The organism is Mycolicibacterium diernhoferi, from assembly GCF_019456655.1.
GTDB lineage: Bacteria > Actinomycetota > Actinomycetes > Mycobacteriales > Mycobacteriaceae > Mycobacterium > Mycobacterium diernhoferi.
Genome location: NZ_CP080332.1, coordinates 4226887 through 4250078, shown reverse-complemented (window position 1 = coordinate 4250078; position 23192 = coordinate 4226887). Strand labels below are relative to the sequence as shown.

The 23192-nt window shown below is 69.7% G+C and carries 22 protein-coding genes; 14 read left to right on the top strand and 8 right to left on the bottom strand.

Going from position 1 to position 23192, the window contains the following annotated elements; all coding sequences use genetic code 11:
* The first annotated feature begins 86 nt into the window (after positions 1 to 86).
* From K0O62_RS20020 to K0O62_RS19985, 8 genes are all read left to right on the top strand, one after another.
* A complete protein-coding gene (locus tag K0O62_RS20020) occupies positions 87 to 1625 on the top strand; it encodes a carboxyl transferase domain-containing protein (protein ID WP_073853370.1) in 1539 nt (512 codons plus the stop codon).
* A 5-nt stretch (positions 1626 to 1630) separates the two neighbouring features.
* Complete coding sequence (locus K0O62_RS20015; protein WP_073854317.1) at positions 1631 to 3649, top strand: acetyl/propionyl/methylcrotonyl-CoA carboxylase subunit alpha; 2019 nt, start codon at positions 1631 to 1633, stop codon at positions 3647 to 3649.
* Positions 3646 to 4845 carry an acyl-CoA dehydrogenase family protein gene (locus K0O62_RS20010; protein WP_073853372.1) on the top strand — a complete coding sequence of 400 codons (1200 nt, stop codon included), beginning with the start codon at positions 3646 to 3648 and terminating at the stop codon, positions 4843 to 4845. Before K0O62_RS20015 ends, K0O62_RS20010 begins: the two co-directional genes overlap by 4 nt.
* On the top strand, positions 4842 to 5330 hold the full coding sequence (locus tag K0O62_RS20005) for a MaoC family dehydratase (protein ID WP_073853374.1): 489 nt from the start codon (positions 4842 to 4844) through the stop codon (positions 5328 to 5330). The genes K0O62_RS20010 and K0O62_RS20005 overlap by 4 nt, the downstream gene beginning before the upstream one ends.
* On the top strand, positions 5327 to 6139 hold the full coding sequence (locus K0O62_RS20000) for an HpcH/HpaI aldolase/citrate lyase family protein (RefSeq protein ID WP_073853376.1): 813 nt from the start codon (positions 5327 to 5329) through the stop codon (positions 6137 to 6139). Before K0O62_RS20005 ends, K0O62_RS20000 begins: the two co-directional genes overlap by 4 nt.
* Positions 6140 to 6234: 95 nt before the next feature.
* Entirely contained in the window at positions 6235 to 7305 is a 1071-nt protein-coding gene (gene pdhA / locus K0O62_RS19995) for a pyruvate dehydrogenase (acetyl-transferring) E1 component subunit alpha (protein ID WP_073853378.1), read from the top strand.
* A 4-nt stretch (positions 7306 to 7309) separates the two neighbouring features.
* A complete protein-coding gene (locus tag K0O62_RS19990; RefSeq protein WP_073853380.1) occupies positions 7310 to 8344 on the top strand; it encodes an alpha-ketoacid dehydrogenase subunit beta in 1035 nt (344 codons plus the stop codon).
* The gene (locus tag K0O62_RS19985) at positions 8341 to 9453 is read left to right on the top strand and encodes a dihydrolipoamide acetyltransferase family protein (RefSeq protein WP_073853382.1); all 1113 of its coding nucleotides are present in this window, start codon (positions 8341 to 8343) and stop codon (positions 9451 to 9453) included. The genes K0O62_RS19990 and K0O62_RS19985 overlap by 4 nt, the downstream gene beginning before the upstream one ends.
* A gap of 4 nt (positions 9454 to 9457) precedes the next feature.
* Here K0O62_RS19985 and K0O62_RS19980 read toward each other — a convergent pair whose 3' ends face one another.
* Positions 9458 to 10210: an enoyl-CoA hydratase gene (locus K0O62_RS19980; protein WP_073853384.1), complete on the bottom strand. Its 753-nt coding sequence runs from the start codon at positions 10208 to 10210 to the stop codon at positions 9458 to 9460.
* Positions 10211 to 10668: 458 nt separating this feature from the next.
* On the opposite strand from K0O62_RS19980, the gene K0O62_RS19975 reads away from it, so the two are divergent.
* Both K0O62_RS19975 and K0O62_RS19970 read left to right on the top strand, forming a co-directional pair.
* Complete coding sequence (locus K0O62_RS19975) at positions 10669 to 11205, top strand: hypothetical protein (protein ID WP_165636925.1); 537 nt, start codon at positions 10669 to 10671, stop codon at positions 11203 to 11205.
* A 195-nt stretch (positions 11206 to 11400) separates the two neighbouring features.
* Entirely contained in the window at positions 11401 to 11652 is a 252-nt protein-coding gene (locus K0O62_RS19970) for a hypothetical protein (RefSeq protein ID WP_131817353.1), read from the top strand.
* Between the two features lie 232 nt (positions 11653 to 11884).
* Here K0O62_RS19970 and K0O62_RS19965 read toward each other — a convergent pair whose 3' ends face one another.
* The gene (locus K0O62_RS19965) at positions 11885 to 12037 is read right to left on the bottom strand and encodes a hypothetical protein (RefSeq protein WP_207550974.1); all 153 of its coding nucleotides are present in this window, start codon (positions 12035 to 12037) and stop codon (positions 11885 to 11887) included.
* Between K0O62_RS19965 and K0O62_RS19960 the strand changes: the two genes are divergently transcribed.
* From K0O62_RS19960 to K0O62_RS19950, 3 genes are read left to right on the top strand one after another with little or no spacing between them, the layout of a single operon-like run.
* Entirely contained in the window at positions 12031 to 12627 is a 597-nt protein-coding gene (locus K0O62_RS19960) for a hypothetical protein (protein WP_207550975.1), read from the top strand. The two genes, K0O62_RS19965 and K0O62_RS19960, sit on opposite strands and share 7 nt — an antisense overlap.
* A gap of 42 nt (positions 12628 to 12669) precedes the next feature.
* Positions 12670 to 13275, top strand: a complete 606-nt coding sequence (locus tag K0O62_RS19955; RefSeq protein ID WP_073853390.1) for a hypothetical protein — start codon at positions 12670 to 12672, stop codon at positions 13273 to 13275.
* Positions 13275 to 13781: a hypothetical protein gene (locus K0O62_RS19950; RefSeq protein ID WP_165636919.1), complete on the top strand. Its 507-nt coding sequence runs from the start codon at positions 13275 to 13277 to the stop codon at positions 13779 to 13781. The genes K0O62_RS19955 and K0O62_RS19950 overlap by 1 nt, the downstream gene beginning before the upstream one ends.
* A 164-nt stretch (positions 13782 to 13945) precedes the next feature.
* On the opposite strand, the gene K0O62_RS19945 is transcribed toward K0O62_RS19950, so the two are convergent.
* The 6 genes from K0O62_RS19945 to K0O62_RS19920 all read right to left on the bottom strand — a co-directional run bounded on the left by K0O62_RS19945 (position 13946) and on the right by K0O62_RS19920 (position 22594).
* A complete protein-coding gene (locus K0O62_RS19945; protein ID WP_073853394.1) occupies positions 13946 to 15556 on the bottom strand; it encodes an ABC transporter ATP-binding protein in 1611 nt (536 codons plus the stop codon).
* Between the two features lie 28 nt (positions 15557 to 15584).
* Entirely contained in the window at positions 15585 to 16472 is an 888-nt protein-coding gene (locus tag K0O62_RS19940) for an ABC transporter permease (protein WP_073853396.1), read from the bottom strand.
* The gene (locus tag K0O62_RS19935; RefSeq protein ID WP_073853398.1) at positions 16469 to 17419 is read right to left on the bottom strand and encodes an ABC transporter permease; all 951 of its coding nucleotides are present in this window, start codon (positions 17417 to 17419) and stop codon (positions 16469 to 16471) included. Before K0O62_RS19935 ends, K0O62_RS19940 begins: the two co-directional genes overlap by 4 nt.
* Complete coding sequence (locus tag K0O62_RS19930; RefSeq protein WP_073853400.1) at positions 17416 to 18939, bottom strand: ABC transporter substrate-binding protein; 1524 nt, start codon at positions 18937 to 18939, stop codon at positions 17416 to 17418. Before K0O62_RS19930 ends, K0O62_RS19935 begins: the two co-directional genes overlap by 4 nt.
* A gap of 101 nt (positions 18940 to 19040) precedes the next feature.
* Positions 19041 to 20252, bottom strand: a complete 1212-nt coding sequence (locus K0O62_RS19925; RefSeq protein ID WP_073853402.1) for a hypothetical protein — start codon at positions 20250 to 20252, stop codon at positions 19041 to 19043.
* A gap of 74 nt (positions 20253 to 20326) precedes the next feature.
* Positions 20327 to 22594: a SpoIIE family protein phosphatase gene (locus K0O62_RS19920; RefSeq protein ID WP_073853404.1), complete on the bottom strand. Its 2268-nt coding sequence runs from the start codon at positions 22592 to 22594 to the stop codon at positions 20327 to 20329.
* Positions 22595 to 22795: 201 nt separating this feature from the next.
* Between K0O62_RS19920 and K0O62_RS19915 the strand changes: the two genes are divergently transcribed.
* A complete protein-coding gene (locus K0O62_RS19915) occupies positions 22796 to 23173 on the top strand; it encodes an STAS domain-containing protein (protein WP_073853406.1) in 378 nt (125 codons plus the stop codon).
* Positions 23174 to 23192 lie beyond the last annotated feature (19 nt).

The following is a 23192-nucleotide window of genomic DNA, read 5'->3' as shown; positions in this document are numbered from 1 at the left end:
CATCCCGGCATAGACATTTGAGTTAGTGACGATTAACATCGTACCGAGTTAGTCGTCATTAACTCAAGTGGAAACGGGTCCCAGCGATGACACATCGCGACACACATGTCGCCCTGGTGACCGAACTGCGCGCCAAGCTCGATGCGGTGGCGCTGGGCGGTCCGGAGAAGGCACGAGAACGCCACGTAGGACGCGGCAAGCTGCTCCCGCGGGATCGGGTGGACGGGTTGCTCGATCCGGGCAGCCCGTTCCTGGATGTGGCGCCGCTGGCCGCCGACGGCATGTACGACGACGAGTGCCCGGGCGCGGGCATGATCGCCGGCATCGGGCGGGTCTCCGGGCGCGAATGCATGATCGTGGCCAACGACGCCACCGTCAAAGGCGGCACCTACTACCCGATCACAGTGAAGAAGCACCTGCGCGCGCAGGAGATCGCCCTACAGAACCGGCTGCCCTGCATCTATCTGGTGGACTCCGGCGGCGCCTTCTTGCCGCGCCAGGACGAGGTCTTCCCCGACCGCGAGCACTTCGGCCGGATCTTCTACAACCAGGCGACCATGAGCGCGCAGGGCATTCCGCAGATCGCGGCCGTGCTCGGCTCCTGCACCGCCGGTGGCGCCTACGTGCCGGCGATGAGCGACGAGGCCGTCATCGTGCGCAATCAGGGCACCATCTTCCTCGGCGGCCCGCCGCTGGTGAAGGCCGCGACCGGCGAGGTGGTGACCGCCGAGGAACTCGGGGGCGGCGACCTGCACTCCAAGACCTCCGGCGTCACCGACCATCTCGCTCACGACGATCGCGATGCGCTGCGCATCGTGCGCCGCATCATCGGCACTCTCGGGCCGCGCCTCGACCCGCCGTGGGAGGTCCGGCCGACCGTCGCGCCGATCGCCGACCAGACCGAGCTCTACGATGTCGTGCCCGTCGATTCGCGGGTGCCCTACGACGTCCACGAAGTCATCGACCGGGTCGTCGACGGTGGTGAATTCCAGGAGTTCAAGGCCGAATACGGCACCACCCTGGTGACCGGGTTCGCCCGCATCCACGGCCACCCGGTCGGCATCATCGCCAACAACGGTGTGCTGTTCGGCGAATCCGCGGTCAAGGGCGCGCACTTCATCGAACTGTGCGACAAGCGCAACACCCCGCTGGTGTTCCTGCAGAACATCGCCGGGTTCATGGTCGGCCGTGACTACGAGGCCGGCGGCATCGCCAAACACGGCGCCAAGATGGTCACCGCGGTGGCCTGCGCCCGGGTACCGAAGCTGACGGTGGTGATCGGCGGCTCCTACGGCGCGGGCAACTACTCGATGTGCGGACGGGCGTACTCGCCGCGGTTCCTGTGGATGTGGCCCAACGCGCGCATCTCGGTGATGGGCGGCGAGCAGGCGGCCTCGGTGCTGGCCACCGTGCGGGGCGACATGACGCCCGAGCAGGAAGAGGCGTTCAAGGCCCCGATCCGCGAGCAGTACGAACACCAGGGCAACCCGTACTACTCCACAGCCCGGTTGTGGGACGACGGCGTCATCGACCCAGCCGACACCAGAACCGTTCTGGGCCTTGCCCTCTCAGTTGTCGCACAGGCTCCGCTGGAGCCGGTGTCCTACGGCGTCTTCCGGATGTGAGCGAGATGATGTTCCACACAGTCCTTGTTGCCAACCGCGGCGAGATCGCGGTCCGTGTCATCCGCACCCTGCGCGCCCTGGGCATCCGCTCGGTCGCGGTGTACAGCGACGCCGACGCGACCGCCCGCCACGTCGCCGAGGCCGACACCGCGGTACGCATCGGCCCGGCCGCGGCCCGGCAGAGCTACCTCGACATCGGTGCGATCGTGTCCGCGGCGCAACGCACCGGGGCGCAGGCGGTGCATCCGGGCTACGGATTCCTGGCCGAGAACGCCGAATTCGCGGCAGCCCTGGAGGCCGCGGGCATCGTCTTCATCGGGCCCCCGGAGACCGCCATCAAGACCATGGGCGACAAGATCGCCGCCAAGGCCGCGGTGTCGGAGTTCGACGTGCCGGTGGTGCCCGGGATCTCGCGGCCCGGCCTCACCGACGAGGACCTGATCGCCGGGGCCCCCGAGGTGGGGTTCCCGGTCCTGGTCAAGCCGTCGGCCGGGGGTGGCGGCAAGGGCATGCGGGTGGTGCACGAGGCCGCCGAGCTGCCGGCCGCCCTCGTCTCGGCCCGCCGGGAGGCGGCCTCGGCGTTCGGTGACGACACGCTGTTCCTGGAGCGGTTCGTGTTGCGGCCCCGCCACATCGAGGTGCAGGTACTCGCCGACGGGCACGGCAACGTCATCCATCTCGGCGAACGCGAGTGCAGCCTGCAGCGCCGGCACCAGAAGGTCATCGAGGAGGCGCCCTCGCCGCTGCTCGACGCGGCGACCCGGGCCCGCATCGGCGAGGCGGCCTGTAACACGGCACGCTCCGTCGACTACACCGGCGCCGGGACCGTCGAGTTCATCGTGTCCGCCGATGCGCCCGACGAGTTCTTCTTCATGGAGATGAACACCCGGTTGCAGGTCGAGCACCCGGTGACCGAAATGGTCACCGGGGTGGATCTGGTCGAACAGCAGATCCGTATCGCCGCCGGCGCCGAACTCGGAATCGCCCAGGGCGACGTCACCTTGACCGGGCATGCGATCGAGGCCCGCGTCTACTCCGAGGATCCCGGCAACGGGTTCCTGCCGACCGGCGGCACCGTGCTGGACGTCGTGGAGAGCCCCGACGGCGGGCAGGAGCGCAGCGACCGGGGAATCTGCTCAGTGCGCAATGATTCGGGCATCTACCCGGGCACCGTCGTGGGCAGCGACTACGACCCGATGCTGGCCAAGGTGATCGTCCACGGCGCGGACCGCGATGCGGCGTTGCAGGGGCTGGACCGGGCGTTGGCGCAGACCGCCGTGCTCGGTGTCACCACGAACATCGACTTCCTGCGTTTCCTGCTCGCGGACCCCGACGTGGCCGCGGGCCGGCTGGACACCGGGCTGTTGGACCGCCGCACACCCGATTACGTTGCGCCACAAGCCACCGACGGAGAACTCATCGCCGCCGCGGCCTACCGCTGGCTGGACACCTGGGCGCACGCCGACGGCAGCCTCTGGTCGGTGCCCTCGGGATGGCGCACCGGTGCGCATGCGCCGACGGTGCTGCGCCTCGGTGCGGGGGAGCGGGTGGACCATGTGCGTATCACCGGCAGCCCCGATGCCGCGGTGGCCGAGGTCGAGCACGGAGACAGCTACCGGATCAGCGCGGCACGCCGGGATCGCACCCTCACCGTGACCGTCGATGGGATCCGCGTCGAGTACATCGCGGCCGCCGAGGGCAGCCATGTCTGGCTGGCCGGTCCGGACCGCACCATCGCGGTGCACGAGGTGCGCGAGGCGCCGGTACGTCCCGATGACGAACACGCCGGGGACGCCGAGCTGCTCAGCCCGATGCCCGGGGCGGTCGTCGCCGTGGGCGTCGTCGACGGCGCCGAGGTGAGCGCCGGCACCGTCGTCGTCACCGTCGAGGCCATGAAGATGGAACACGCCCTGTCCGCGCCGGTCGACGGCGTGGTCGAACTTCTCGTCGCCGTCGGCGACCAGGTCAAGGTGGGCCAGCCGCTGGCCCGAATCATCGCTGCAACCAAGGAGACCGAGTCATGACTGACTTCTTGTCGACCGGGTCACTGCCCGACGACTACACACAACTGGCCAAGACCGTCCGCGACTTCGCGCAGCACGTAGTCGCCCCGGTGGCCGCCAAACACGATGAGGAACACAGCTTCCCGTACGAAGTGGTGTCCGGGATGGCCGACATGGGCCTGTTCGGCCTGCCGTTCCCCGAGGAGTACGGCGGCATGGGCGGCGACTACTTCGCGCTCTGCCTCGCGCTGGAAGAACTGGGCAAGGTCGACCAGAGCGTCGCCATCACCTTGGAAGCCGGTGTCTCGCTGGGCGCCATGCCGATTTACCGGTTCGGCAACGACGCGCAGAAGCAGGAATGGCTGCCGCTGCTGGCCAGCGGCAAGGCCCTGGGCGCCTTCGGCCTGACCGAGGCCGGCGGCGGCAGCGACGCCGGCGCCACCCGGACCACCGCCAAGGCGGACGGGTCGGACTGGGTGATCAACGGCACCAAGCAGTTCATCACCAACTCCGGCACCGACATCACCAAACTCGTGACCGTCACCGCGGTCACCGGGGAGAGCGGTCCCGGGGGGCAGGAGCGAAGCGACTCGGGGGATGGCAGAGGCAAGAAGGAGATCTCCTCCATCCTGGTCCCGGTGCCCACTCCCGGTTTCACCGCCGAACCCGCCTACAACAAGGTCGGCTGGAACGCCTCGGACACCCACCCGCTGAGCTTCGACGATGTCCGGGTGCCTCAGGAGAACCTGCTCGGCGAGCGTGGCCGCGGGTATGCGAACTTCCTGCGCATCCTCGACGAGGGCCGGATCGCGATCGCCGCCCTGTCGGTCGGGGCCGCGCAAGGTTGTGTGGACGAGTGCGTCAAGTACGCCAAGGAGCGGGAGGCGTTCGGCGCCAAGATCGGCACCTACCAGGCCATCGCCTTCAAGATCGCCCGGATGGAGGCGCGCGCTCACGTCGCGCGCACCGCCTACTACGACGCCGCCGCCCTGCTGCTCGCCGGCAAGCCGTTCAAGAAGGCCGCCTCGGTGGCCAAGATGGTGGCCAGCGAGGCCGCCATGGACAACTCCCGCGACGCCACCCAGATCTTCGGCGGCTACGGTTTCATGAACGAGTATTCGGTGGCCCGGCATTACCGGGATTCCAAGATCCTCGAAATCGGTGAAGGGACAACCGAAGTGCAGCTGATGCTGATCGGGCGGGAGCTGGGCCTGTGACGGAGAAACGCATTGTCGAGCAGCGTGGGCTGTGGTTCGAGGAGTTCGAGCCCGGCGTCGTCTACCGGCACCGGCCCGGTCGCACCATCACCGAAGCCGACAACGTGCTGTTCACCACGCTGACCATGAACACCCAGGCGCTACACCTGGACGCGGCCTTCGCCGAGGCGCTGCCGCCGTTCAATGCCCGCCTGGTGAACTCGATGTTCACGCTGTCCACCCTGGTCGGACTGTCGGTGGCCCAGCTGACCCAGGGCACCATCGTCGGCAACCTCGGTTTCTCCGACATCGCCTTCCCCAAACCGGTTTTCCACGGCGACACGCTGTACGCCGAGTCCGAGGTGATCGACAAGCGGGAGTCCAAGAGCCGTCCCGGCGAGGGCATCGTCACGTTCGCCCACACCGGCCGTAACCAGCACGGCGAGATCGTGGCCACCGCATCCCGCAAGACGATGGTCCGCAAGAAGCCGCAGGAGGATCAGTGACGCTCGCCAGCACCGGACCGGCCTGGATCTTCTGCCCGGCAGACCGCCCCGAGCGGTTCGAAAAGGCCGCCGCCGCAGCTGACGTCGTCATTCTCGACCTGGAGGACGGTGCCGGTGACAGACCCGCCGCGCGCGAAGCGCTGGTCAACACCCCGCTGGATCCGGCCCGCACGGTGGTCCGGATCAACGCAGACGGCACCGAGGACCAGCGGTTGGACCTGGAGGCACTGGGCCGCACCGAGTACACCACCGTGATGCTGCCCAAATGTGAGGCCGTCGGCCAGGTGACCGTGCTGGCGCCGTTGGAGGTGATCGTGTTGGTCGAGACGCCCCTCGGTGCGCTGAAGGTGACCGAGACCGCCGCGGCCGCCAACGCCGTCGGCGTCATGTGGGGTGCCGAGGACCTGTTCGGGTTCATGGGCGGGACCGCCAACCGGTTCCCCGACGACACCTACCGCGACGTCGCCATCCACGTCCGCTCCCAGTCGCTGCTGGCCGCCAAGGCGTACGGCAGGTTGGCGCTGGACTCGGTGTACATCGACATCAAGAATCTTGACGGGCTGCGGCGGGAGACCGATGACGCCGTCGCGGTCGGCTTCGACGTCAAGGTCGCTCTGCACCCGAGCCAGGTGGCGGTGATCCGCGAGGGCTACCGGCCCACCGCGGAGCAGGTCGAGTGGGCTCTACACATCCTTGCCGCCGCCGCCGATCAACAGGGCGCCTGGGCTTTCGAAGGCATAATGGTGGATGCCCCGGTATTGCGACGGGCGGAGCGGATCGTCGCGCTGGCACCACACCCCGGTAGCTAGCCAGCACCCCTGACCAGGGGAATCGCGCCGATCGCCGCAGTACCCAGCACCCTGTGGACTGGCGGCCTAACATGTCGCCATCTGAAGGAGGCGGTATGGACGGTGCGGCGGTAGACGATGTGGTGCAGCTCGTCCAGCCGGACGGGACACCCAGCGATGAGGGTCGCTACCGTCGTGATCTGCCGCCGGAAACACTGAGCTGGCTCTACGAGCAGATGGTGCTCACCCGCGAACTCGACGTCGAATTCGTCAATCTGCAACGTCAGGGTGAGCTGGCGCTCTACGCGTCCTGCCGTGGGCAGGAAGCCGCCCAGGTCGGCACCGCGGCCTGCCTGCGCAAGACCGACTGGCTGTTCCCGGCGTACCGCGAGCTCGGCGCGTTCCTGACCCGCGGCATCACGCCCGCACAGATGAGTGCGCTGTGGCGCGGCACCTGGCACGGCGGGCTGTCGTTCACCGAAAAATGCTGTGCGCCGTTCTGCGTCCAGATCGCGGCCAACGGCCTGCACGCCGTCGGCGCCGCGATGGCCGCCCAACGCCTGCAAGAGGATTCGGTGACGGTGGCCTACATGGGTGACGGCGCCTCGTCCGAGGGTGATGCGCACGAGGCATTGAACGTGGCCGCGGTATTCCGGGCCCCGTGTGTGTTCGTCGTGCAGAACAACCAGTGGGCGATCTCGGTACCGGCCACCCACCAGTACGCGGCCGAGTCGTTGGCGCATCGCGCCGCGGGGTATGGCATGCCCGCGGTGCGGGTGGACGGCAACGACGTGCTGGCCTGCTTCACCGTGATGGAACGGGCCGTGCAACGGGCCCGCCAGGGCGGCGGGCCGACATTCATCGAGGCGATGACCTACCGGATGGCCCCGCACACCACCTCCGATGACCCGACGCGATACCGCACGGCGCAGGATGTCGAGCAATGGGCCGCGCGCGACCCGATCGACCGGTACGCGACGTATCTGGATTCGGTGGGGGTGCTCACCGAACGACTGGCCGAACGGGTCGCCGGCCGCGCCGGCCGGCTGCGCGCCGAGTTACGCGACGCCGTCGTCGGCGCCCCGGATATGGACATCGCCGACGTCTTCAACACCGTCTACCACGAGATCACTCCCGAGTTGGCCCGCCAGCGCGACCAATTGCTCCTTGAGCTGGGGAAGGACTGACATCATGACCCAGCTCATCGAGCGGTCCGCGCAGAGCGGTGACGACGCGCCCGAACCGCGCCCCACCCGGCTGACGATGGCCCAGGCCATCACCCGGGCCTTGCATGACGCGATGGCAGACGATGACCGGGTGCTGGTATTCGGCGAGGACGTGGCCGCGCTGGGTGGCGTCTTCCGGGTGACCGAGGGTCTGGCCGAAACCTTCGGCCCACAGCGGTGTTTCGACACACCCTTGGCTGAATCGGCGATCATCGGCATCTCCATCGGCATGGCCATCCGGGGGTTCGTGCCGGTGCCCGAGATCCAGTTCGACGGTTTCGCCGCCCCGGCCTTCGACCAGATGGTCAGTCAGCTGGCCAAGTACCGGATGCGCACCCACGGCGACGTCGACATGCCGGTGACGGTGCGGATCCCGTCCTTCGGGGGCATCGGAGCGATCGAACATCATTCGGAGTCCACGGAGAGCTACTGGTTGCACGCCGCGGGCCTGAAGGTCGTGACGCCGTCCACCCCATCGGATGCCTACTGGTTGCTGCGGCAATCGATCACCTGTCGTGACCCGGTCGTCTATCTGGAACCCAAACGTCGGTACTGGACGCGCGATACCGTCGACACCGAGGCCCCGCCGCCGCCGTTCGGTCGAGCGTCATTGGCGCGCAAAGGATCTGATGTAAGTATCATCACCTACGGCGGGCTGGTCGACACCGCGTTGAGCGCGGCGCAGCTGGCCGCCGAGCAGCACGGCTGGGACCTGGAAGTGATCGACCTGCGGTCGTTGAACCCCCTGGACTTCGACACTGTCGCGGCTTCGGTCCAGCGCACCGGCCGGTGTGTGGTGATGCACGAGGGTGCGCGGACGCTCGGATTCGGCGCGGAGTTGGCGGCCCGGATCTCCGAGGAGCTCTTCTACGACCTGGAGGCACCGGTGTTGCGTGCCACCGGTTTTGACACGCCGTATCCACCGGCTCGGCTGGAGAAGCTCTGGCTTCCCGGGGTGGACCGATTGCTGGACTACGTCGAGAAAGCGTTGGCGCAATGACCGATTCGCAGCTGCTCGACTTCCGCGTCCCCGATCTCGGGGAGGGCTTGGAGGAGGCCACCATCACCGGATGGTCGGTGGCAGTCGGTGACGAGGTCGAACTGAACCAGCCGTTGTGCCTGCTGGAGACCAACAAGGCCGAGGTGGAGATCCCCAGCCCCTACGCCGGTCGCATCGCCGAACTCGGTGGGCAGGAAGGCGATACGCTGGCGGTCGGGGCGATCCTGGTCCGTATCGCGGGGGCGGACCAGAAGTCGGTGCTGGTGGGTTACGGCGCCGACGACCGGATGGACACGTCGCGGCGGGCGCGCGCACGGGCCAAGCCGCCGGTCCGCAAACTGGCCCGGGACATGCAGGTCGACCTCACCGGGGTGACACCCTCGGGCCTGAACGGGATCGTCACCCGCGACGATGTGCTGGCCGCGGCGGCGACCCCGGACACGCGCGCGTTGTCCGGGGTGCAGGCCGAGATGGCAAAACGGATGACTTTGTCCCGCAGTCAGATTCCGGATGCTCATGCCGGCGTGCAGGTCGACTGCACGGCGCTGCTCCGGCTGCGTGATCGACTGCAGATCACCGCGTTCGTGCTGACGATGCGGATGTTGACGATCGTGTTGCAGCGCCACCCGCAGTTGAACTCGACCTGGGTGGAATCAGACGACGGCCCACGCATCCGGCCGAATCCGTCCGTGCACTTGGGGTTCGGGGTGGCCACTCCCCGGGGGCTGTTGGTTCCCGTTGTCACCGATGCCCAGCGACGCAACACCCGTGACCTGGATGCGGAGGTGCGGCGACTGATCGACGGTGCGCGGGGCAGCGGACTGCGCCCGGCCGAGCTCGCGGGCTCGACGTTCACGGTGTCCAACTTCGGCGCGCTCGGTCTCGACGACGGGGTGCCGGTGATCAACTACCCGGAGGCCGCCATCCTGGGCATGGGGTCGTTGAAACCGCGTGCGGTCGTGGTCGACGACGCCGTGGTGGCCCGGCCGACGATGTCGTTGACCTGCGCCTTCGATCATCGCATCGCCGACGGAGCGCAGGTCGCGGCGTTTCTGGTCGATCTGCGGGAGCTGATCGAAGCACCGGAACTGGCGCTGGCGGACCTGTAGGGCGCTAGGGCTTCTTCGCCGCGGCGAGCCGGCGCTGGAACTCCGGTGACTGAATGGACTGCGCCTGGGGCGCGATCTCCACGTCGACGGCGATCGCATGCTGGTCGCTGTCGAGGAACCCGGGGTTGGCGGTGGCCCGCATGGACGCCTTGGTGGCGATCACGACGTCACGAGGTGCCGATGCCGGGCCCGCGGCCAGCTGCCGAGCTGCGGCAACGGGATCGTCGGCCACCTCGAGGGCCAGTCCGTGGCGCACCGCCTCGTCGGCGTCGAAGCGTTTGCCGAACAGCAGCGCAGCCCGGGCGACCTGCGGTCCGACACCGCGTTGCAGCATCCATGTCGCGCCGCCGCCGGGATGGATACCCAGCTTCTGGAATCGAGGATCGAACAATGCCGCGGGTCCGGCGATTCGGACGTCCGCGGCGAGGGCGAGGTTCAGGCCGGCGCCGACCGCCGCGCCGTTGACCGCGGCGATGGTGGGCAGCGTGCAGTTCGCCACGGCCAGGAACCCGTCGTAGATGACGCGCAGTCCGTCCTCGGCGGCTTCCCCGAGTGCGGTCAGATCCGCGCCGGCGCAGAAGGCCTTGCCCGCGCCGGTGACGATCACGGCGTGGATGCCGGTGTCGGCTTCGGCGGCTTCGATGGCGGCGCGCAGGCCGGCCGAGATCTCGGCGGTGACGGCGTTGCGCCGGTCGGGGTCGTTGACGGTGACGGTGGCGACGCGATCGGCGACGTCGACCAGAACAAGCTCAGACATGGCCTCAGGCTACGGAGCGGGGGTTGTGTCCGGGGCCGGAGGTCCGACACGCGGGCTCGGAGAGGCCGCAGAAAGCAAGGTCCGCGGCTGTCCTGGGGGTTTCCTCCGGTTCTGTCACAGCCCCGGATCTCCTTTGCATCGGAACGGTAACCGTCGAATTTGTCGCGCGGGTTAGTTGCATTCATGTCATTTACCTTTCTCCCTGACTGCAACGTCAAATATGAAAGCGCTTGGGGATGACATGGTGAGTAAGTCAAATCGTCTGGCTGTCAGCATTTTTGCGGCGGCGGCACTGTGCACGCCGCCGCTGTTGCTGAGTGCTGTGGCTGAGGCGCAACCGGCGTTGCAAACGAGCGCGGGCGGGGTGCCGTGTGTGGGCATGGTGCAGCAGCTGGCGGCGTCCCCGCCTGATATCGGCGAGTCTTTGCAGGGCATCGCGGCGCCGTTCACCGGCGCCGGTGCGGCGCCCGTTGTCGTCCCGCCGGCCACCGCCGCGGGCGCGGTCCCGGCGGCCGGCGCGGTTGGCGGCGGCGGTGCGGGTGGTGCTGGCGGTGCGGGTGCTGCTGGTGGCGGTGCGGCCGGTGGTGGTGCGGGTGGTGCCGGCGGTGCCGGAGCCGGCGGGGCTGGCGCTGGTGGTGCCGGTGGAGCTGGCGGGGTTGGCGCTGGTGGAGCGGGTGCCGGTGGTGCCGGTGGAGCTGGCGGTGCCGGCGCTGGTGCTGCCGGTGGAGCGGGTGCCGGTGGTGGAGCCGGCGGGGCCGGCGCTGGTGGCGGCGCGGCGAGTGCCGCGGGCGTGGCGAGCACCGGCGGTCCGGCGGCCGGCGTCATCGACGACTTGGCGGCAGCGGCTCCCGGTGGTGCCGGCGCCGGCGCGCCGATCGCGGACGCCGCCGCGCATGTCGGCGGGGGCGGTGCTCCCGGCGGAGGCGAGGGCGTCGGTGGTGGCGTGCCCGGCGGTGGTGAGGGCATCGGTGGTGGTGCACCCGGCGGTGGGGTAATCGATTCTGCGGCAGCCAATGTCGGTCCGGCAGCTGGTCCGCTCGTCGACGCCGCTGCGGTCGTTCCGCCGGCAGCCGAGGCGGCAGTTCCCGCTGCCGCGGTGGTCGACGGTGCCGGTGCAGCTCCCGCTGCGGCGGCCGCCCCCGTGATCGGCGGCGGCGAGGCGGCAGCCCCGGCCGCCGCGATCGGCGGAGATGCCGGCGGTGCTGGCGGCGGTGCCGGTGGTGGCGCGGGCGGTGCCGGTGGTGGTGCGGCCGGCGGTGGAGCCGGCGGCGCAGGTGGTGGTGCCGGTGGTGCTGGCGGTGGTGCCGGTGGAGCTGGCGGTGGTGCCGGGGGTGGCGCGGGCGGTGCCGGTGGTGGTGCGGCCGGCGGTGGAGCCGGCGGCGCAGGTGGTGGTGCCGGAGGCGGTGCGGTCGGTGGCGGCGCAGCTCCCGTCGGTGGCGTGATCGAGGGCGGCGGGGCAGCAGGTGCGCCCGTCGAGCTTGCCGTGGCTGCTCCTCCGGTGGAGGTTGCGTTGCCGCCGGTCGAGGTGGCTGCTCCTCCGGTGGAGGTTGCGTTGCCGCCGGTCGAGGTGGCTGCTCCTCCGGTGGAGGTCGCGTTGCCGCCGGTTGAGGTGGCTGCTCCTCCGGTGGAAGTTGCTGGTCCTCCGGTCGAGGTCCATGCCCCGCCGATCGAGGTTCACGCACCGCCGGTCCAGGTGGCTGCGCCGCCGGCCGAGCTTTCGGTGCCCATTGATATCGACATGCCCGACGTGAGCATTCCGGGGATCAGCGTGCCCGGCGCGGCCGGTGTGCCCGGTGCCGTGGTGGGCGGTGCACCCGGGGGTGTCATCGGCGGTGCGCCCGGCGCGGTTGTCGGTGGTGCGCCCGCTGCTGGTGTTGCCGAGGCAGGTGCGGCAGCCGCCGGACCCGGGGCGGCCGTGGTTCAGGCCGCGGCGCCGGCCGCGGTGGTCGGCGGAGGCGAAGCCGGTGCCGGTGCAGTCGGCGGCGGTGGTGCCGCGGGCGCAGGTGGTGCCGGTGGTGCAGGAGCCGGTGGTGGCGCTGCAGGTGGTGCCGGCGCAGGTGGTGCCGGCGGTGCGGGAGCCGGTGGTGGCGCTGCTGGTGGTGCCGGTGGTGAAGGCGGTGCAATCGGAGGCGGCGGGCCGGTCGGCGGCGCAGCCGGTGGCGGAGCTCCTGCGGGAGGTGGCGCCGCGGGTGGTGCCCCCGCGGGCGGCGGTGCGGCCGGTGGTGCTCCGGTTGGTGGCGGTGCCCCCGTGGGTGGTGGCGCTCCGGTCGGTGGCGGTGCCCCCGTCGGCGGTGGTGCGCCGGCAGCCGGTGGCGCGCCGCTCGGCGCGGCCGCTCCCGTCGTGGAACCGGAGGCCGTCGGTGCCCCGTTGCTCGATGCCGGGGCCATCGGGCCCATGCTGGCCAACACCGGCTTGAACTCGGGCGGACCGGAGGCAGCCGTGCTCGACGCCGCTGCCGGTGCGGCTCCCGGAGGTCTCGCAGCTGCTGAAGGCGTTGTCGCTCAGGGCCCGGGTGCCGGTGGCGGACTGCCGCTCGACGACGCCGCGGGCACGGGTGGCGGGCTGCCGCTGGCGGATGCGGCCGGAGTCGGGGGACCCGCCGCAGGTGCGATCGAAGACGCGGCCGCGGTGGCGATCCCGGCAGCTGATGCCGGTGCAGGCGCCGGCGCTGGTGGTGCCGGAGGTGCCGGCGCTGGTGGTGCCGGAGCCGGTGGCGGTGCGGCCGGTGGTGGCGCTGGTGCCGGTGGCGGTGCGGGTGGTGCCGGCGGTGGCGCAGGAGCCGGCGGCGGAGCTGGTGCCGGTGGCGGAGCTGGTGCCGGTGGTGGCGCTGGTGGTGCCGGCGGTGGCGGCGCGGCCGGTGGTGGTGCCGGAGGCGGTGGTGCGGCCGGTGGTGGCGCTGGTGCCGGTGGTGGAGCCGCGGGTGGTGCAGGTGCCGGCGGCGGCGGAGCAGCTGGTGGCGGTGCGGGTGCCGGTGGTGGCGCCGGCGCAGCGAGTGCCACGGGTGTGGCAAGCACCGGTGGTGCTGGTGCCGGCGGCGTCGACGCCGCGATCGTCGGACCGCTGATGGCCAGCACGGGTGGACTCGGGGCCGTTCAGGCGGTGACCGCACCCGCGGTGGCCGCGGTCCAGGCCGCTGTACCTGCTGCCCCCGCAGCTGCTGTCGGAGTCGCGGCCCCGGCGGCGACCGTTGGAGGTGGCACCGCGTTCGCGGGCATCCCGGGCGTCATCGCCCCGGCGGCCGGTGCGGCGTCGGGCATCCCCGGGATGGTGATGGCACCGCTGGCCGGCGTGACCGGCATCCTCGCCGAGATGCTTCCGCAGCCCTCTCTGGGAGTCCCCAGCGGAACCGGTGTGACCGGATTCCTGCCCACACCGCAGCTCAACATGCCTGCAGTGAGCGGTCTGCCGGTGCCGGTGCCGACGACGGTGACCATGCCGACCGACCTGGTCTGCGAGGGAGTCGGGGGCTGGTCGTTGTCCACCCCGGGGACCGGCAGCGTCATGCCGGACGCCACCGCGGCCATCCGGCCCGACGACTGGGACCAATCACCCAAGCGTCCCGCGCGGTAGATGGCTGTTTTCAAGAGCGCACCGGAGGGTGGCTCCGGGTAGGACGTCGCCGGCCACGCGTCGAATGTCATCGAGACCTTCGCGCGGGTCGGCGACGACCGCCCGGCAGCGGAGACCGGCTGCCATACCGAGGCGATGCGCACCGCGCGGCGTCGACGTGCGGCTCACGACGACCGCGTCGCCGACCGATCCGGCGGGACCGCCGCCAACAGCGCGCGGGTGTATTCGTGCTCAGGTGCGGTGAAAAGATCCGCGGCGGGCCGGTATTCGACCATCTCGCCGCCGCGCAGCACGAGCACATCGTGGCTCAGACGTTCGATCACCGCCAGATCGTGTCCGATGAACAGGTAGGTCAACCCGAGTTCACGTTGCAGGTCCAGCAGCAGGTCCAGCACCTTGGCCTGCACCGACACATCCACCGATGCGGTGGCCTCGTCGAGGATCAGCAGTTCCGGCGCAACGGCGAGCGCCCGCGCGATGCTCACCCGCTGACGCTGCCCGCCGGACAGCTCATGCGGGTAACGGCTCGCGAAGGAGGCCGACAGCCCCACCGAGTCGAGTAGCTCGCCGACCCGGGCGTCCCGCTGCGGCCGGCCGCGGGCCAGCCGGTGCACGATGAGCGGCTCGGCGATGGAAACCCCGACCGGGACACGCGGATTCAATGACGCGAATGGATCCTGCATCACCAGGCTGATCCGGCGCCGGATGGCCTTGCGCTGGGCGCCGCGCACCCTCAACACATCGGTGCCGTCCAGGGTCACGCTGCCCGAATCGGGCACCGCCAGGCCGGTGAGGGCGGCCGCGACGGTGGACTTGCCCGAACCTGATTCGCCTACCAGCCCCAGCGTCGCGCCCCGCCGGATCGAGAACGACAGGTCTTTGACCGCATGCACCACCGACCGGCCCGTCGGTGTGCGCACCGGGAAACGGACATCGAGCCCACGCACCTCCAGCAGTGGCTCGGCATCCGGCGGCACAGGCGGTGGCCCGTCACCGCCCAACACCGGCCGAGCGGTGAGCAACTCACGGGTATACGGCTCCCGGGGTGCGGTGAAGATGGCATCGACATCCGCCCGCTCGATCACCGCGCCGTCCCGCAACACCGTGACGGTGTCGGCCACCTCGCCGATCACGCCGAGGTCGTGGCTGATCCACACCACCGCCGTCCCGAAATCTCGTTGCAGATCCCGGACCAAGTCGATGATCTGCGCCTGGGTGGTGACATCCAGCGCGGTGGTGGGTTCGTCGGCGACCAACAGTTCGGGATCGCAGGCCAGGGCGATGGCAATCATCACCCGCTGACGCTGACCACCGGAAAGTTGGTGCGGGTAACTGTTCATCCGGTTCTGCGGTTCGGGCAGCCCGACCGCCTCCAGCAGTTCCAACGCCCGGGCTCGTGCCTGGCGGCGGGTTTGATTCCGATGCGTCTCCAGGGATTCGGTGATCTGGCGTTCGATGGTCAGCAGCGGGTTCAGTGAGGTCCCGGGATCCTGGAAGACGAACCCGATTCGGCCGCCGTGCACGCTCCGCAACGTCCGGGCCGACGCCCCGATCAGTTGCTGTTCGCCGGCCAGGACGCTGGAGCCCTCCACCACCGCACCGGGCGCGTCGAGCAGACCGGTCGCCGCGAGCACCGTCATCGACTTGCCGGATCCGGACTCGCCGACGATGCCGAGTGTCTGCTCCGGTTCGACGGTCAACGACACCCCGCCCACGATCCGGCGCCGCCCGATCTGGACGGTCAGGTTGTCGACGGCGAGGACCGGATGCGTCATCTGTGTCCTCTGCTCTTCGTGCAAGCGCTCATCGCTGCTGCCTCCGGGCCTCGATCATGGTGCGCTGCTTGGGGTCCAGCACATCGCGCAACCCGTCACCGAGCAGGTTGAACGCCAAAACGATGACGAAGATCGCAGCCCCGGGGAACACCGCCATCCACCAGGCCAGCGTCACGAAACCCTGCGAGTCGAAGATCATCCGACCCAGCGAGGGCTGCGGGGGCTGCAGTCCCAGACCCAGGAAGGACAGCGCCGCCTCGGACAGGATGGCGAACGCCAGTGACAACGACGTCTGCACGATCAGCGGACCGGTGATGTTGGGCAGGATGTGCCGGGTCAGGATGTAGCCCGAACCGGTGCCCATCGTCCTCGATACCGCCACGTACGGCTCCTCCCGTACCGACAGCGTGCTGGCGCGAGCCACCCGCGCGAAGATCGGGGTGTAGACGACACCGATCGCCAGAATCGTTGTGGTCAGCCCGGGTCCGAGGACGGCGACGATGGCCAGTGCCAGCAGCAGCACCGGGAATGCGAACATCACGTCGACGAACCGCATCACCACGGTGTCCAGCCAGCCGCCCCGGTACCCGGCCAGCACCCCCAACGTGATTCCGACGAGCGCGGCGAAGGCCACGCTGACCACCGCCACCTTCATCGAGGCCTGCACGGCGACCAGCACCCGGGACAGCACGTCACGACCGAGCTCGTCGGTGCCCAGCCAGTGCGCGCCACTCGGCGGCTGCAGCGCCTGCGGCACATCCACATCGTTGACGCCGTAGGGCGCGATCCACGGCGCGGTCAGCGCGATGATCACGACGGCGATCAGGATGACCGCGCTGACGACGGTGACCGGGTTGCCGGCCAACAGCCGCCAGACTCGTACCCGCTGCGCCTCATCGGTTGTCGGGTCGGTCATGACAGCCGGATCCTCGGATCGACGATCGCGTACAGGACATCGACCAACAGATTGACCACCAGGAACAACACCGCCATCAGCAACACCGCCCCCTGGATCACCGGGTAGTCGCGGGCGGCCACCGAGTTGAAGACCAGCCGGCCCAGGCCCGGCCACGCGAACACCACCTCGACGACGATGACCCCGCTCAGGATGGTCGCCAACTGGATACCGGTGATGGTCAGGATCGGCACCAGCGCATTGCGCACCGTGTGGCGCATCGTGACCACCCGGGGCGCAAGGCCTTTCGAGCGGGCGGTGCGCACGTAACCCATGGCGGCCACCTCCAGCACCGCCGACCGGACGTACCGGGTCATGATCGCCGCGGCCACCAGTCCGACCGTCAGCCCCGGCAGGATCACATGCCGCAGCCAGCCACCCGGATCCTCCAACAGCGGCCGGTAACCCGAGGTGGGCAGCCAGCCCAGCACGGTGGAGAACAGCGAGACCAGCAGAATGCCGAGCCAGAAATCCGGCACCGAGAAGCCGAACTGGCTGGTGATGCGGACGATCGCATCGGCGGCCCGGCCTTCCCGCAACGCGGCGTAGATGCCGGCCGGCAGCGCGATCGCCAGGGCGAGCAGGATGCCGACCGCGGCCAGTGACACCGTGGCCGGCAGTCGTTCCAGCAGCACCTCGGTCACCGGATTCCCGTTGCGGAAACTGACCCCCAGGTTCCCGGTGAGGGCGTTGCCCAGGTAGCCGAAGAACTGGCTGATCAGCGGCTGGTCCAGCCCGCCGGCCTGGCGCAGCGCCTCGTAAGCCTCTGGCGTATAGCGGGTTCCGAGCGCGATCCGGACCGGGTCGCCCGGGACGAGATGCACCAACGCGAACACCACGATGAGCACGCCGACGAGCACCACCAGGGAATAGGCCAGCCGCCGCGCCAGGAACAGCAGCACCGTCATGAGCGCTCCCCGCCGGAGCCCAGTGTGGCGTCGCGGAAGCGGATCGCCTTGTCGCGGCGGGCCTCGTAGCCGGTCAGCTCCGGTGACCAGGCCTGCAGGACCGCCGGGTTGTACAGGTAGATGTAGCTGACCTCGTCGGCGATCAGCGTGGCCGCCTGCGCATAGTCGTCTTTTCGTGCCTGCCGGTCGGTTTCGGTGCGGCCGGCGTCGAGCAGACGGTCCACCCGCGGGTCGGAGAACTTTTGCGCGTTGCTGGTGCCGTCGGTGTGATGCTGGGCGTAGTAGAAGTCGTCGGGGTCGATGTTGCCCAGCCAGCCCATCATCAGCATGTCGAAGTTGCCGCTGTTCTGTTCGTCCAGCCAGGTGGCGAAGTCGACGGTGCGGATCGAGGTGGTGATGCCCAGCGGCGCAAGGTTGTCGGCGATCACCTGGGCGGCGGTGACGGTCTGCGGGTACTCGCTGGTGACCAGCAGATCCATCTCGGTGGGCGGCGACACGGCCTGCTGCAGCAGATTCCGTGCCTGGTCGAGGTCGCGGCTGTACCGGTCATACGGCACGAACCACGGGTTGCCTTCCGGGATCGCGAGCTGATTGGCCTGCGCCGTACCGTAACTGGTGGCCTGCACGATCGACGGCCGGTCCAGCGCATAGGCGACGGCCTGACGGACCCGCACGTCGTCCCACGGCGCCCGGGCCAGGTTCAGCGCCAGATACCAGTAGTCGTTGCTGGGGGTTTCGGCCAGCCGCAGCGAATCGTCGTTGCGCAGTTGGGTGACCCGCTGCGCGGGAACCGCGTCCGTCCAGTCGATCTCTCCGGCCTGCAACGCCGACAGGGCGGTGGCCGACTCGCTGATGAACCGGAACGTCACCCCCGGGATCTGCGGGCCGCCGCCCCAGTACCGGTCGTTGGCGCGCAGCGTGATCGAGTCCCCGCTCTTCTGGCCGGCGAACGCGAACGGCCCGGTGCCGATCGGGTTGGTGGCGATCTGCCCGTCCTCGACATTGCGTCGTTGCACGATCGCCATGCCCTTGAACCCGCCGAGGTTGGTCAGCAGATTCGGGGTCGGGCGGGTCAACGTGATGCGCACCGTCCGGTCGTCGACGGCACTCACCTCGGCGACGGCGCTGAACTTGTCGGAGTTGGTCAGCTGCTCGTCGATGATGCGTCGATAGGAGTAGACGACGTCGTCTGCGGTCAACGGGCTGCCGTCATGAAAGGTCACCCCGGGCCGCAGATGGAACGTCCACACCAGTTGGTCCGGCGAGGTCTCCCACGACTCGGCCAGCGCCGGGCGCATGTTCAGATCGGCGTCGGGTTCGACGAGGGTGTCGAAGACGTTCTCCAACACTTCGAAGGAGAAGTACGCACTGGTCTTGTGCGGATCCAGCTGATCGGGCTCACCGGCGATCGCGGCGATCAGGTTGCCGGAATCCTGGCCGAGATCGACACGTTGACCGGGGGAGCACGCTGGGCAGGCAAGGGCGATCACGGCGGCGAGGGCGGCCGCAACCAGTCGCATATCCCGTCACTTTCGACCCGCGCCGGCCCGGGGTGGGTGTCGGCGCACTGAGGGCAGCAGTACCCGCATCCGAGCGGGCTCACACCTCGGCCGGGCGCGCGTTACCCGTCGTGGTGCTCGGTACTGCGCGCAGCCTCACGTCGGCTGCGATGAGATTCGCCGGCTTGGCGGTCGGGGGAGTCACCGGAGTGGCCGTGCGCCGAGGGAGCGGGGGTGCCGGAGCCGGCATGGGCGTCGGTGTCGGTGTCGTGGCCGACGGTCGGCCGCGGGTGGTCGGTGCGGACCGGGTCCTGCTCGGCCGGGCGCGGGTCCGACCCGGCGGTGCGCAACGGGTCCGACTGCCGGTGCCTGCGCGGCGTCATCGTCGGAGACTGCTCGTCATCGGCGGACACACGCCGGTCGTCCCCCGATGCGCTCGGGGCGACGGTTTCCGGCGTTCGCCGCTCGGTGCGTGGCTGTGGTTGCGGCGGCGCCTGCTGCTGCCGCTGTTGGTCGGCGGCCGCCCGGATGTCGTCGACGGCGTCGACCACCGCGTGTTTGATCACCGCGCCCGCCGTGTTCGCCACCTGGGCGGCGGTGTCGACTCCGGCGCGCAGCGCGCGGACCGGGTTACCCGTGCGGGCCAGCTCCTGTGCCATCGCGTCGGGAACGGCGAAGACCCCGGCCAGCACGGTGTTGAAGGCCGGGAAGATCACGGCCGCCACCACATCGATCGCGGCGATCACCGCCACCTGGAACACCCCGCGCGGCATCACCGTCGGTGTCGGGTCGGGCACGAACGGCAGATTGAGCGCCGCGTAGGTATCGCGGCGGGCCCGGTCCAGCGCGGACAGAACCGCGGGTAGGCCGCCGCGGGCGGCGGGCAACACGTTGAGCAGACCGACGACACCGACCTCGAATGCGTTCAGCGCGCGCTGCGCGGGGATGGCCTGATCGACGTCGATGGCCTGCTGCGCCGCGGCCCGGGTCGGGCCGGTCACCGACGCGGCCGCAACGCCGACGGCCTTCAACACGTCGCCCGCCGACAGCGCCGCGAGGAACCGGCCGGGCGTCTGCAGCGTCGTGGTCGCCGCGGTCACGCCGGTCTGCACGAGCAGCGGACAGATGAGCGAGCAGTAGACCGCCTGATTGCGTAAGAAGCTGACGACGAGCCCACCGGGTGGCACCGAGGTGGCGGTCAGCCGCACGTCGGTCGTGATTGCCGGCGGCGGTGCGGCCACGGCGGGCGGCGGTGCCGTCAACACCGCCGCGGCGGTGACGGCGGCCAGTCCGGCGGCGGCGAGACCGAGACGTGGGCGTAGGAAACCGTGCATGTCGGACCCCCTGTGGCGAGACGTGGTGCCCGGGACACGATGCAGCGGCCCGCTCGGTTCAATCCCAGCGGGGGTCAGCGTCTGCGCAGCGTGATCACGGTGACGTCATCGTCGGTGTCCTCGGGCCGCATTGCCGAGGAGATCTGCTGCGCGGCGGAATCACCGGCCCGGTCCAGTACCCGGGCAAGGCGCTCCAGCCCGTCGTCGATGGTGCCGTCGCGCCGCTCGACCAGCCCGTCGGAGAACATCACCAGACCCTGCCCGCGCTCCAGGACGAACTCACTGTGCGCGTAGCTGCCGCCCTTGACCCCGATGGGCGGGGAGAGCCGGATCGGCGCCGCCGTCACCGGGGTGCGCCCGCCGGTCAGGTAGGGCATCAGGTGACCGGCGGAGGCCGCCTCGGTGCGCCCGCTGTCCAGATCGATGCGCACCGCGACCGCGGTGGCGAACGCCCGCGCCATCAGATGCCGGCTGAACGCGTTGAGCTGACTCAGCGCGTCCGCGGGGGTGGCGCCGGTGAACAACAGGGATCGCAGCGCGTTGCGCAGCTGCGCCATGGCACCGGCGGCGGCCAGGCCGTGGCCCGCGACGTCACCGAGCACCACCGTCAGCCGGCCGTCCGGCAGCACGAAAGCGTCATACCAGTCACCGCCGACCCGGCCGCCCACCGCCGGTCGGTAGTCGGTGGACAGATCCCAGTTCGAGATGGTCGGGATCGACTCGGGCAGCAGGCTGCGCTGCACGATGTCGGCCACCCGCAGCGCACTTCGGGTACGCCGGTAGAGCTCTTCGACGAGATGCCCGCGCAGCATCTCCGCGGACTCGATCTGGATCGGTCCCCATGGTTCACAACACTGGTCGACGACTTCACGCCACCGCTCGAACGACTTCCGCGGGCTGAGCCGTATCTCGTCGCCCTCCTGCACCGCGATGGCCTTGTTGTGCGGATCGCCGCCCCAGTCGACCGAGCGCAACGCCTCCTGCCGGAACCAGATCACGTACTGGTCGTCGGGCAGGTTCAGCGCGAGTGCGCCGGCGGTGTCCTGCGGATCCAGCTCCAGGGTGGGTAGCTCGCGGGACAGGCATTCGGTGGTGCCGGTTTCCTCCCCGGTGGCGCGGGCCCAGGTGGCCACGGCGGCAACGACTTCCGCCGGCGGGACGGTCCCCTGGGTGCGGTACTCGCCGCCGATGTCGACGGCGACCCCGGCGGCGGGCAACAGATCGAGCACGCTGGGGGTGCCGAGCAGGGCCGCGGCGACCGGTTCGCTGTCATTGATCGTCGCGGCGGTGATGTGCGCGAGCATGGACTGCGCCGCCAGCCGTTCCCGGAGTTGATCGTCATCGAAGCGGTCGACGAGCCGCAAAGACAGTGTCGAGCCGAGGAATTCGGCTGCCGCGCGGGCGCCGTAGGGCGGCAGATGCGGCCCGGCGTAGTGATGGCAGGCGATCAGCCCCCACAGCCGGCCGTGCCGCAACAGCGAGATCGACATCGATGCCCGCACACCCATGTTCTGCAGATACTCGATGTGGATGGGGGAGACGCTGCGCAGGCTGGCGTGCGTCAGATCCAGTGGGGAGCCGGTGGCCGGATCGGTGGACGGCACCAGCGGCGCCGGGGTGTAGCCGACATCGGAGATGAGGCGCAGCCAGTTCTGCTCGTACATGGCCCGAGCCTGAGCGGGGATGTCGCTGGCGGGGAAGTGCAGTCCCAGAAAGGAATTGAGGTCGTCGCGCTTGCATTCGGCGACGACCTCGCCGTTGTAGTCCTGGTCGTAGCGGTACACCATCACCCGGTCGAACCCCAGGAGATCGCGGACCGCGCGGGCAGTGGTGTCGTACAGCTCGGTCGTCGTCGCCGCGCGGTTGAGTTCCTCGACCGAGTTGCGCACGGCCTGATACGTGTTGGGAAACGAGAACGGGCGCTCGCCGTAGGCGATCTCCAGTTCCACCAGCAGCACCCCGCCGGGTTCGCGGTGCAGCAGGGCGTCGAACGCCCGGATCTGGCCACCGATGGAGAGCTCCAGCTCGAGCGGGTTGCGTTGGCGGAGATCGCCGAACGCGGACGCGGCCTGCGTGATCCGGTCGGCCTCCGCGGGTCCGATCAGCACGGACAGGTGTCGACCCAGCACTTCCTCGACCGAGTGACCGAGCAACTCGGCCACGTTCGCGCTGACCTGGCGGATCTCGAACTCGGGCTCCTGGACCACCACGAGCACACCGCGGGGCTGGATGCTGCCCGGGATGTGGATCGGCTCCCGGGCGCAGTTGTCGAGATCGATGGGCGTGCCGACGGGAAGCAGTCCATCGACGGTGCCGTCGGCGTCTTGACGCGAGATGGCGATACCCCCAGGTTGTGACGCGGCGTCTGGTGAGCGTGGGATCAGATTTCAAACTCGAGCGTGCCATGCCATCGGCGCGACAGGTCACGGCGACAGGCCGATTGCCGTAGTCTCGAGCGCATAGATCAGCGTTCTTGTTTGTCCGGTTGAGCCGCAGCCCGCGAGACAATGCGCCCCGAAACGACGGTTCCGCGAGGTTTCCGAATGTCTGACCAGTTCGTATCCAGCCAATCGACCCTGGTGTGCGCCCAGGAATGGCACGACACGACCGTGGTGATCAACTGCTCCGGTGTCGTCGACATGCTCACCACTCCCGACTTGGAACGGCTCGTCGCCACGGCTCTGGAGAAGCAACCGACCGCGGTGATCGTGAATTTGACCGACACCTCCATGTTCGCCTCGTGCGGTATGTCACTGCTGGTGGAGACCCATGAGCGGCTTCCCGAGGATGTTCCGTTGGTCGTGGTGGCCGACGGACCGGTGACGCGTCGTCCGCTCGAGTTGGTGGGGTTGGCGGCGTTCCTGACGATCCGCCCGACCCTGGACGCCGCATTCGAGGAGTTGTCCGCCTCCGCGGTCTGAGCGTTGTCGTGCCACCATG

Bases quoted from the DNA above. Each gene is read 5' to 3' on its own strand.
- K0O62_RS19940 (WP_073853396.1), bottom strand. From the start codon at position 16,472: ATGACCGACCCGACAACCGATGAGGCGCAGCGGGTACGAGTCTGGCGG.
- K0O62_RS20020 (WP_073853370.1), top strand. From the start codon at position 87: ATGACACATCGCGACACACATGTCGCCCTGGTGACCGAACTGCGCGCC.
- K0O62_RS19935 (WP_073853398.1), bottom strand. From the start codon at position 17,419: ATGACGGTGCTGCTGTTCCTGGCGCGGCGGCTGGCCTATTCCCTGGTG.
- K0O62_RS20015 (WP_073854317.1), top strand. From the start codon at position 1,631: ATGATGTTCCACACAGTCCTTGTTGCCAACCGCGGCGAGATCGCGGTC.
- pdhA (WP_073853378.1), top strand. From the start codon at position 6,235: ATGGACGGTGCGGCGGTAGACGATGTGGTGCAGCTCGTCCAGCCGGAC.
- K0O62_RS19915 (WP_073853406.1), top strand. From the start codon at position 22,796: ATGTCTGACCAGTTCGTATCCAGCCAATCGACCCTGGTGTGCGCCCAG.
- K0O62_RS19985 (WP_073853382.1), top strand. From the start codon at position 8,341: ATGACCGATTCGCAGCTGCTCGACTTCCGCGTCCCCGATCTCGGGGAG.
- K0O62_RS19950 (WP_165636919.1), top strand. From the start codon at position 13,275: ATGGCCAGCACGGGTGGACTCGGGGCCGTTCAGGCGGTGACCGCACCC.
- K0O62_RS19930 (WP_073853400.1), bottom strand. From the start codon at position 18,939: ATGCGACTGGTTGCGGCCGCCCTCGCCGCCGTGATCGCCCTTGCCTGC.
- K0O62_RS20010 (WP_073853372.1), top strand. From the start codon at position 3,646: ATGACTGACTTCTTGTCGACCGGGTCACTGCCCGACGACTACACACAA.
- K0O62_RS19945 (WP_073853394.1), bottom strand. From the start codon at position 15,556: ATGACGCATCCGGTCCTCGCCGTCGACAACCTGACCGTCCAGATCGGG.
- K0O62_RS19970 (WP_131817353.1), top strand. From the start codon at position 11,401: ATGCCGGCGGTGCTGGCGGCGGTGCCGGTGGTGGCGCGGGCGGTGCCG.
- K0O62_RS19980 (WP_073853384.1), bottom strand. From the start codon at position 10,210: ATGTCTGAGCTTGTTCTGGTCGACGTCGCCGATCGCGTCGCCACCGTC.
- K0O62_RS19965 (WP_207550974.1), bottom strand. From the start codon at position 12,037: ATGACACCCCCGGGTGCACCGCCCACCACGGCACCGGGCACACCGGCC.
- K0O62_RS19990 (WP_073853380.1), top strand. From the start codon at position 7,310: ATGACCCAGCTCATCGAGCGGTCCGCGCAGAGCGGTGACGACGCGCCC.
- K0O62_RS19925 (WP_073853402.1), bottom strand. From the start codon at position 20,252: ATGCACGGTTTCCTACGCCCACGTCTCGGTCTCGCCGCCGCCGGACTG.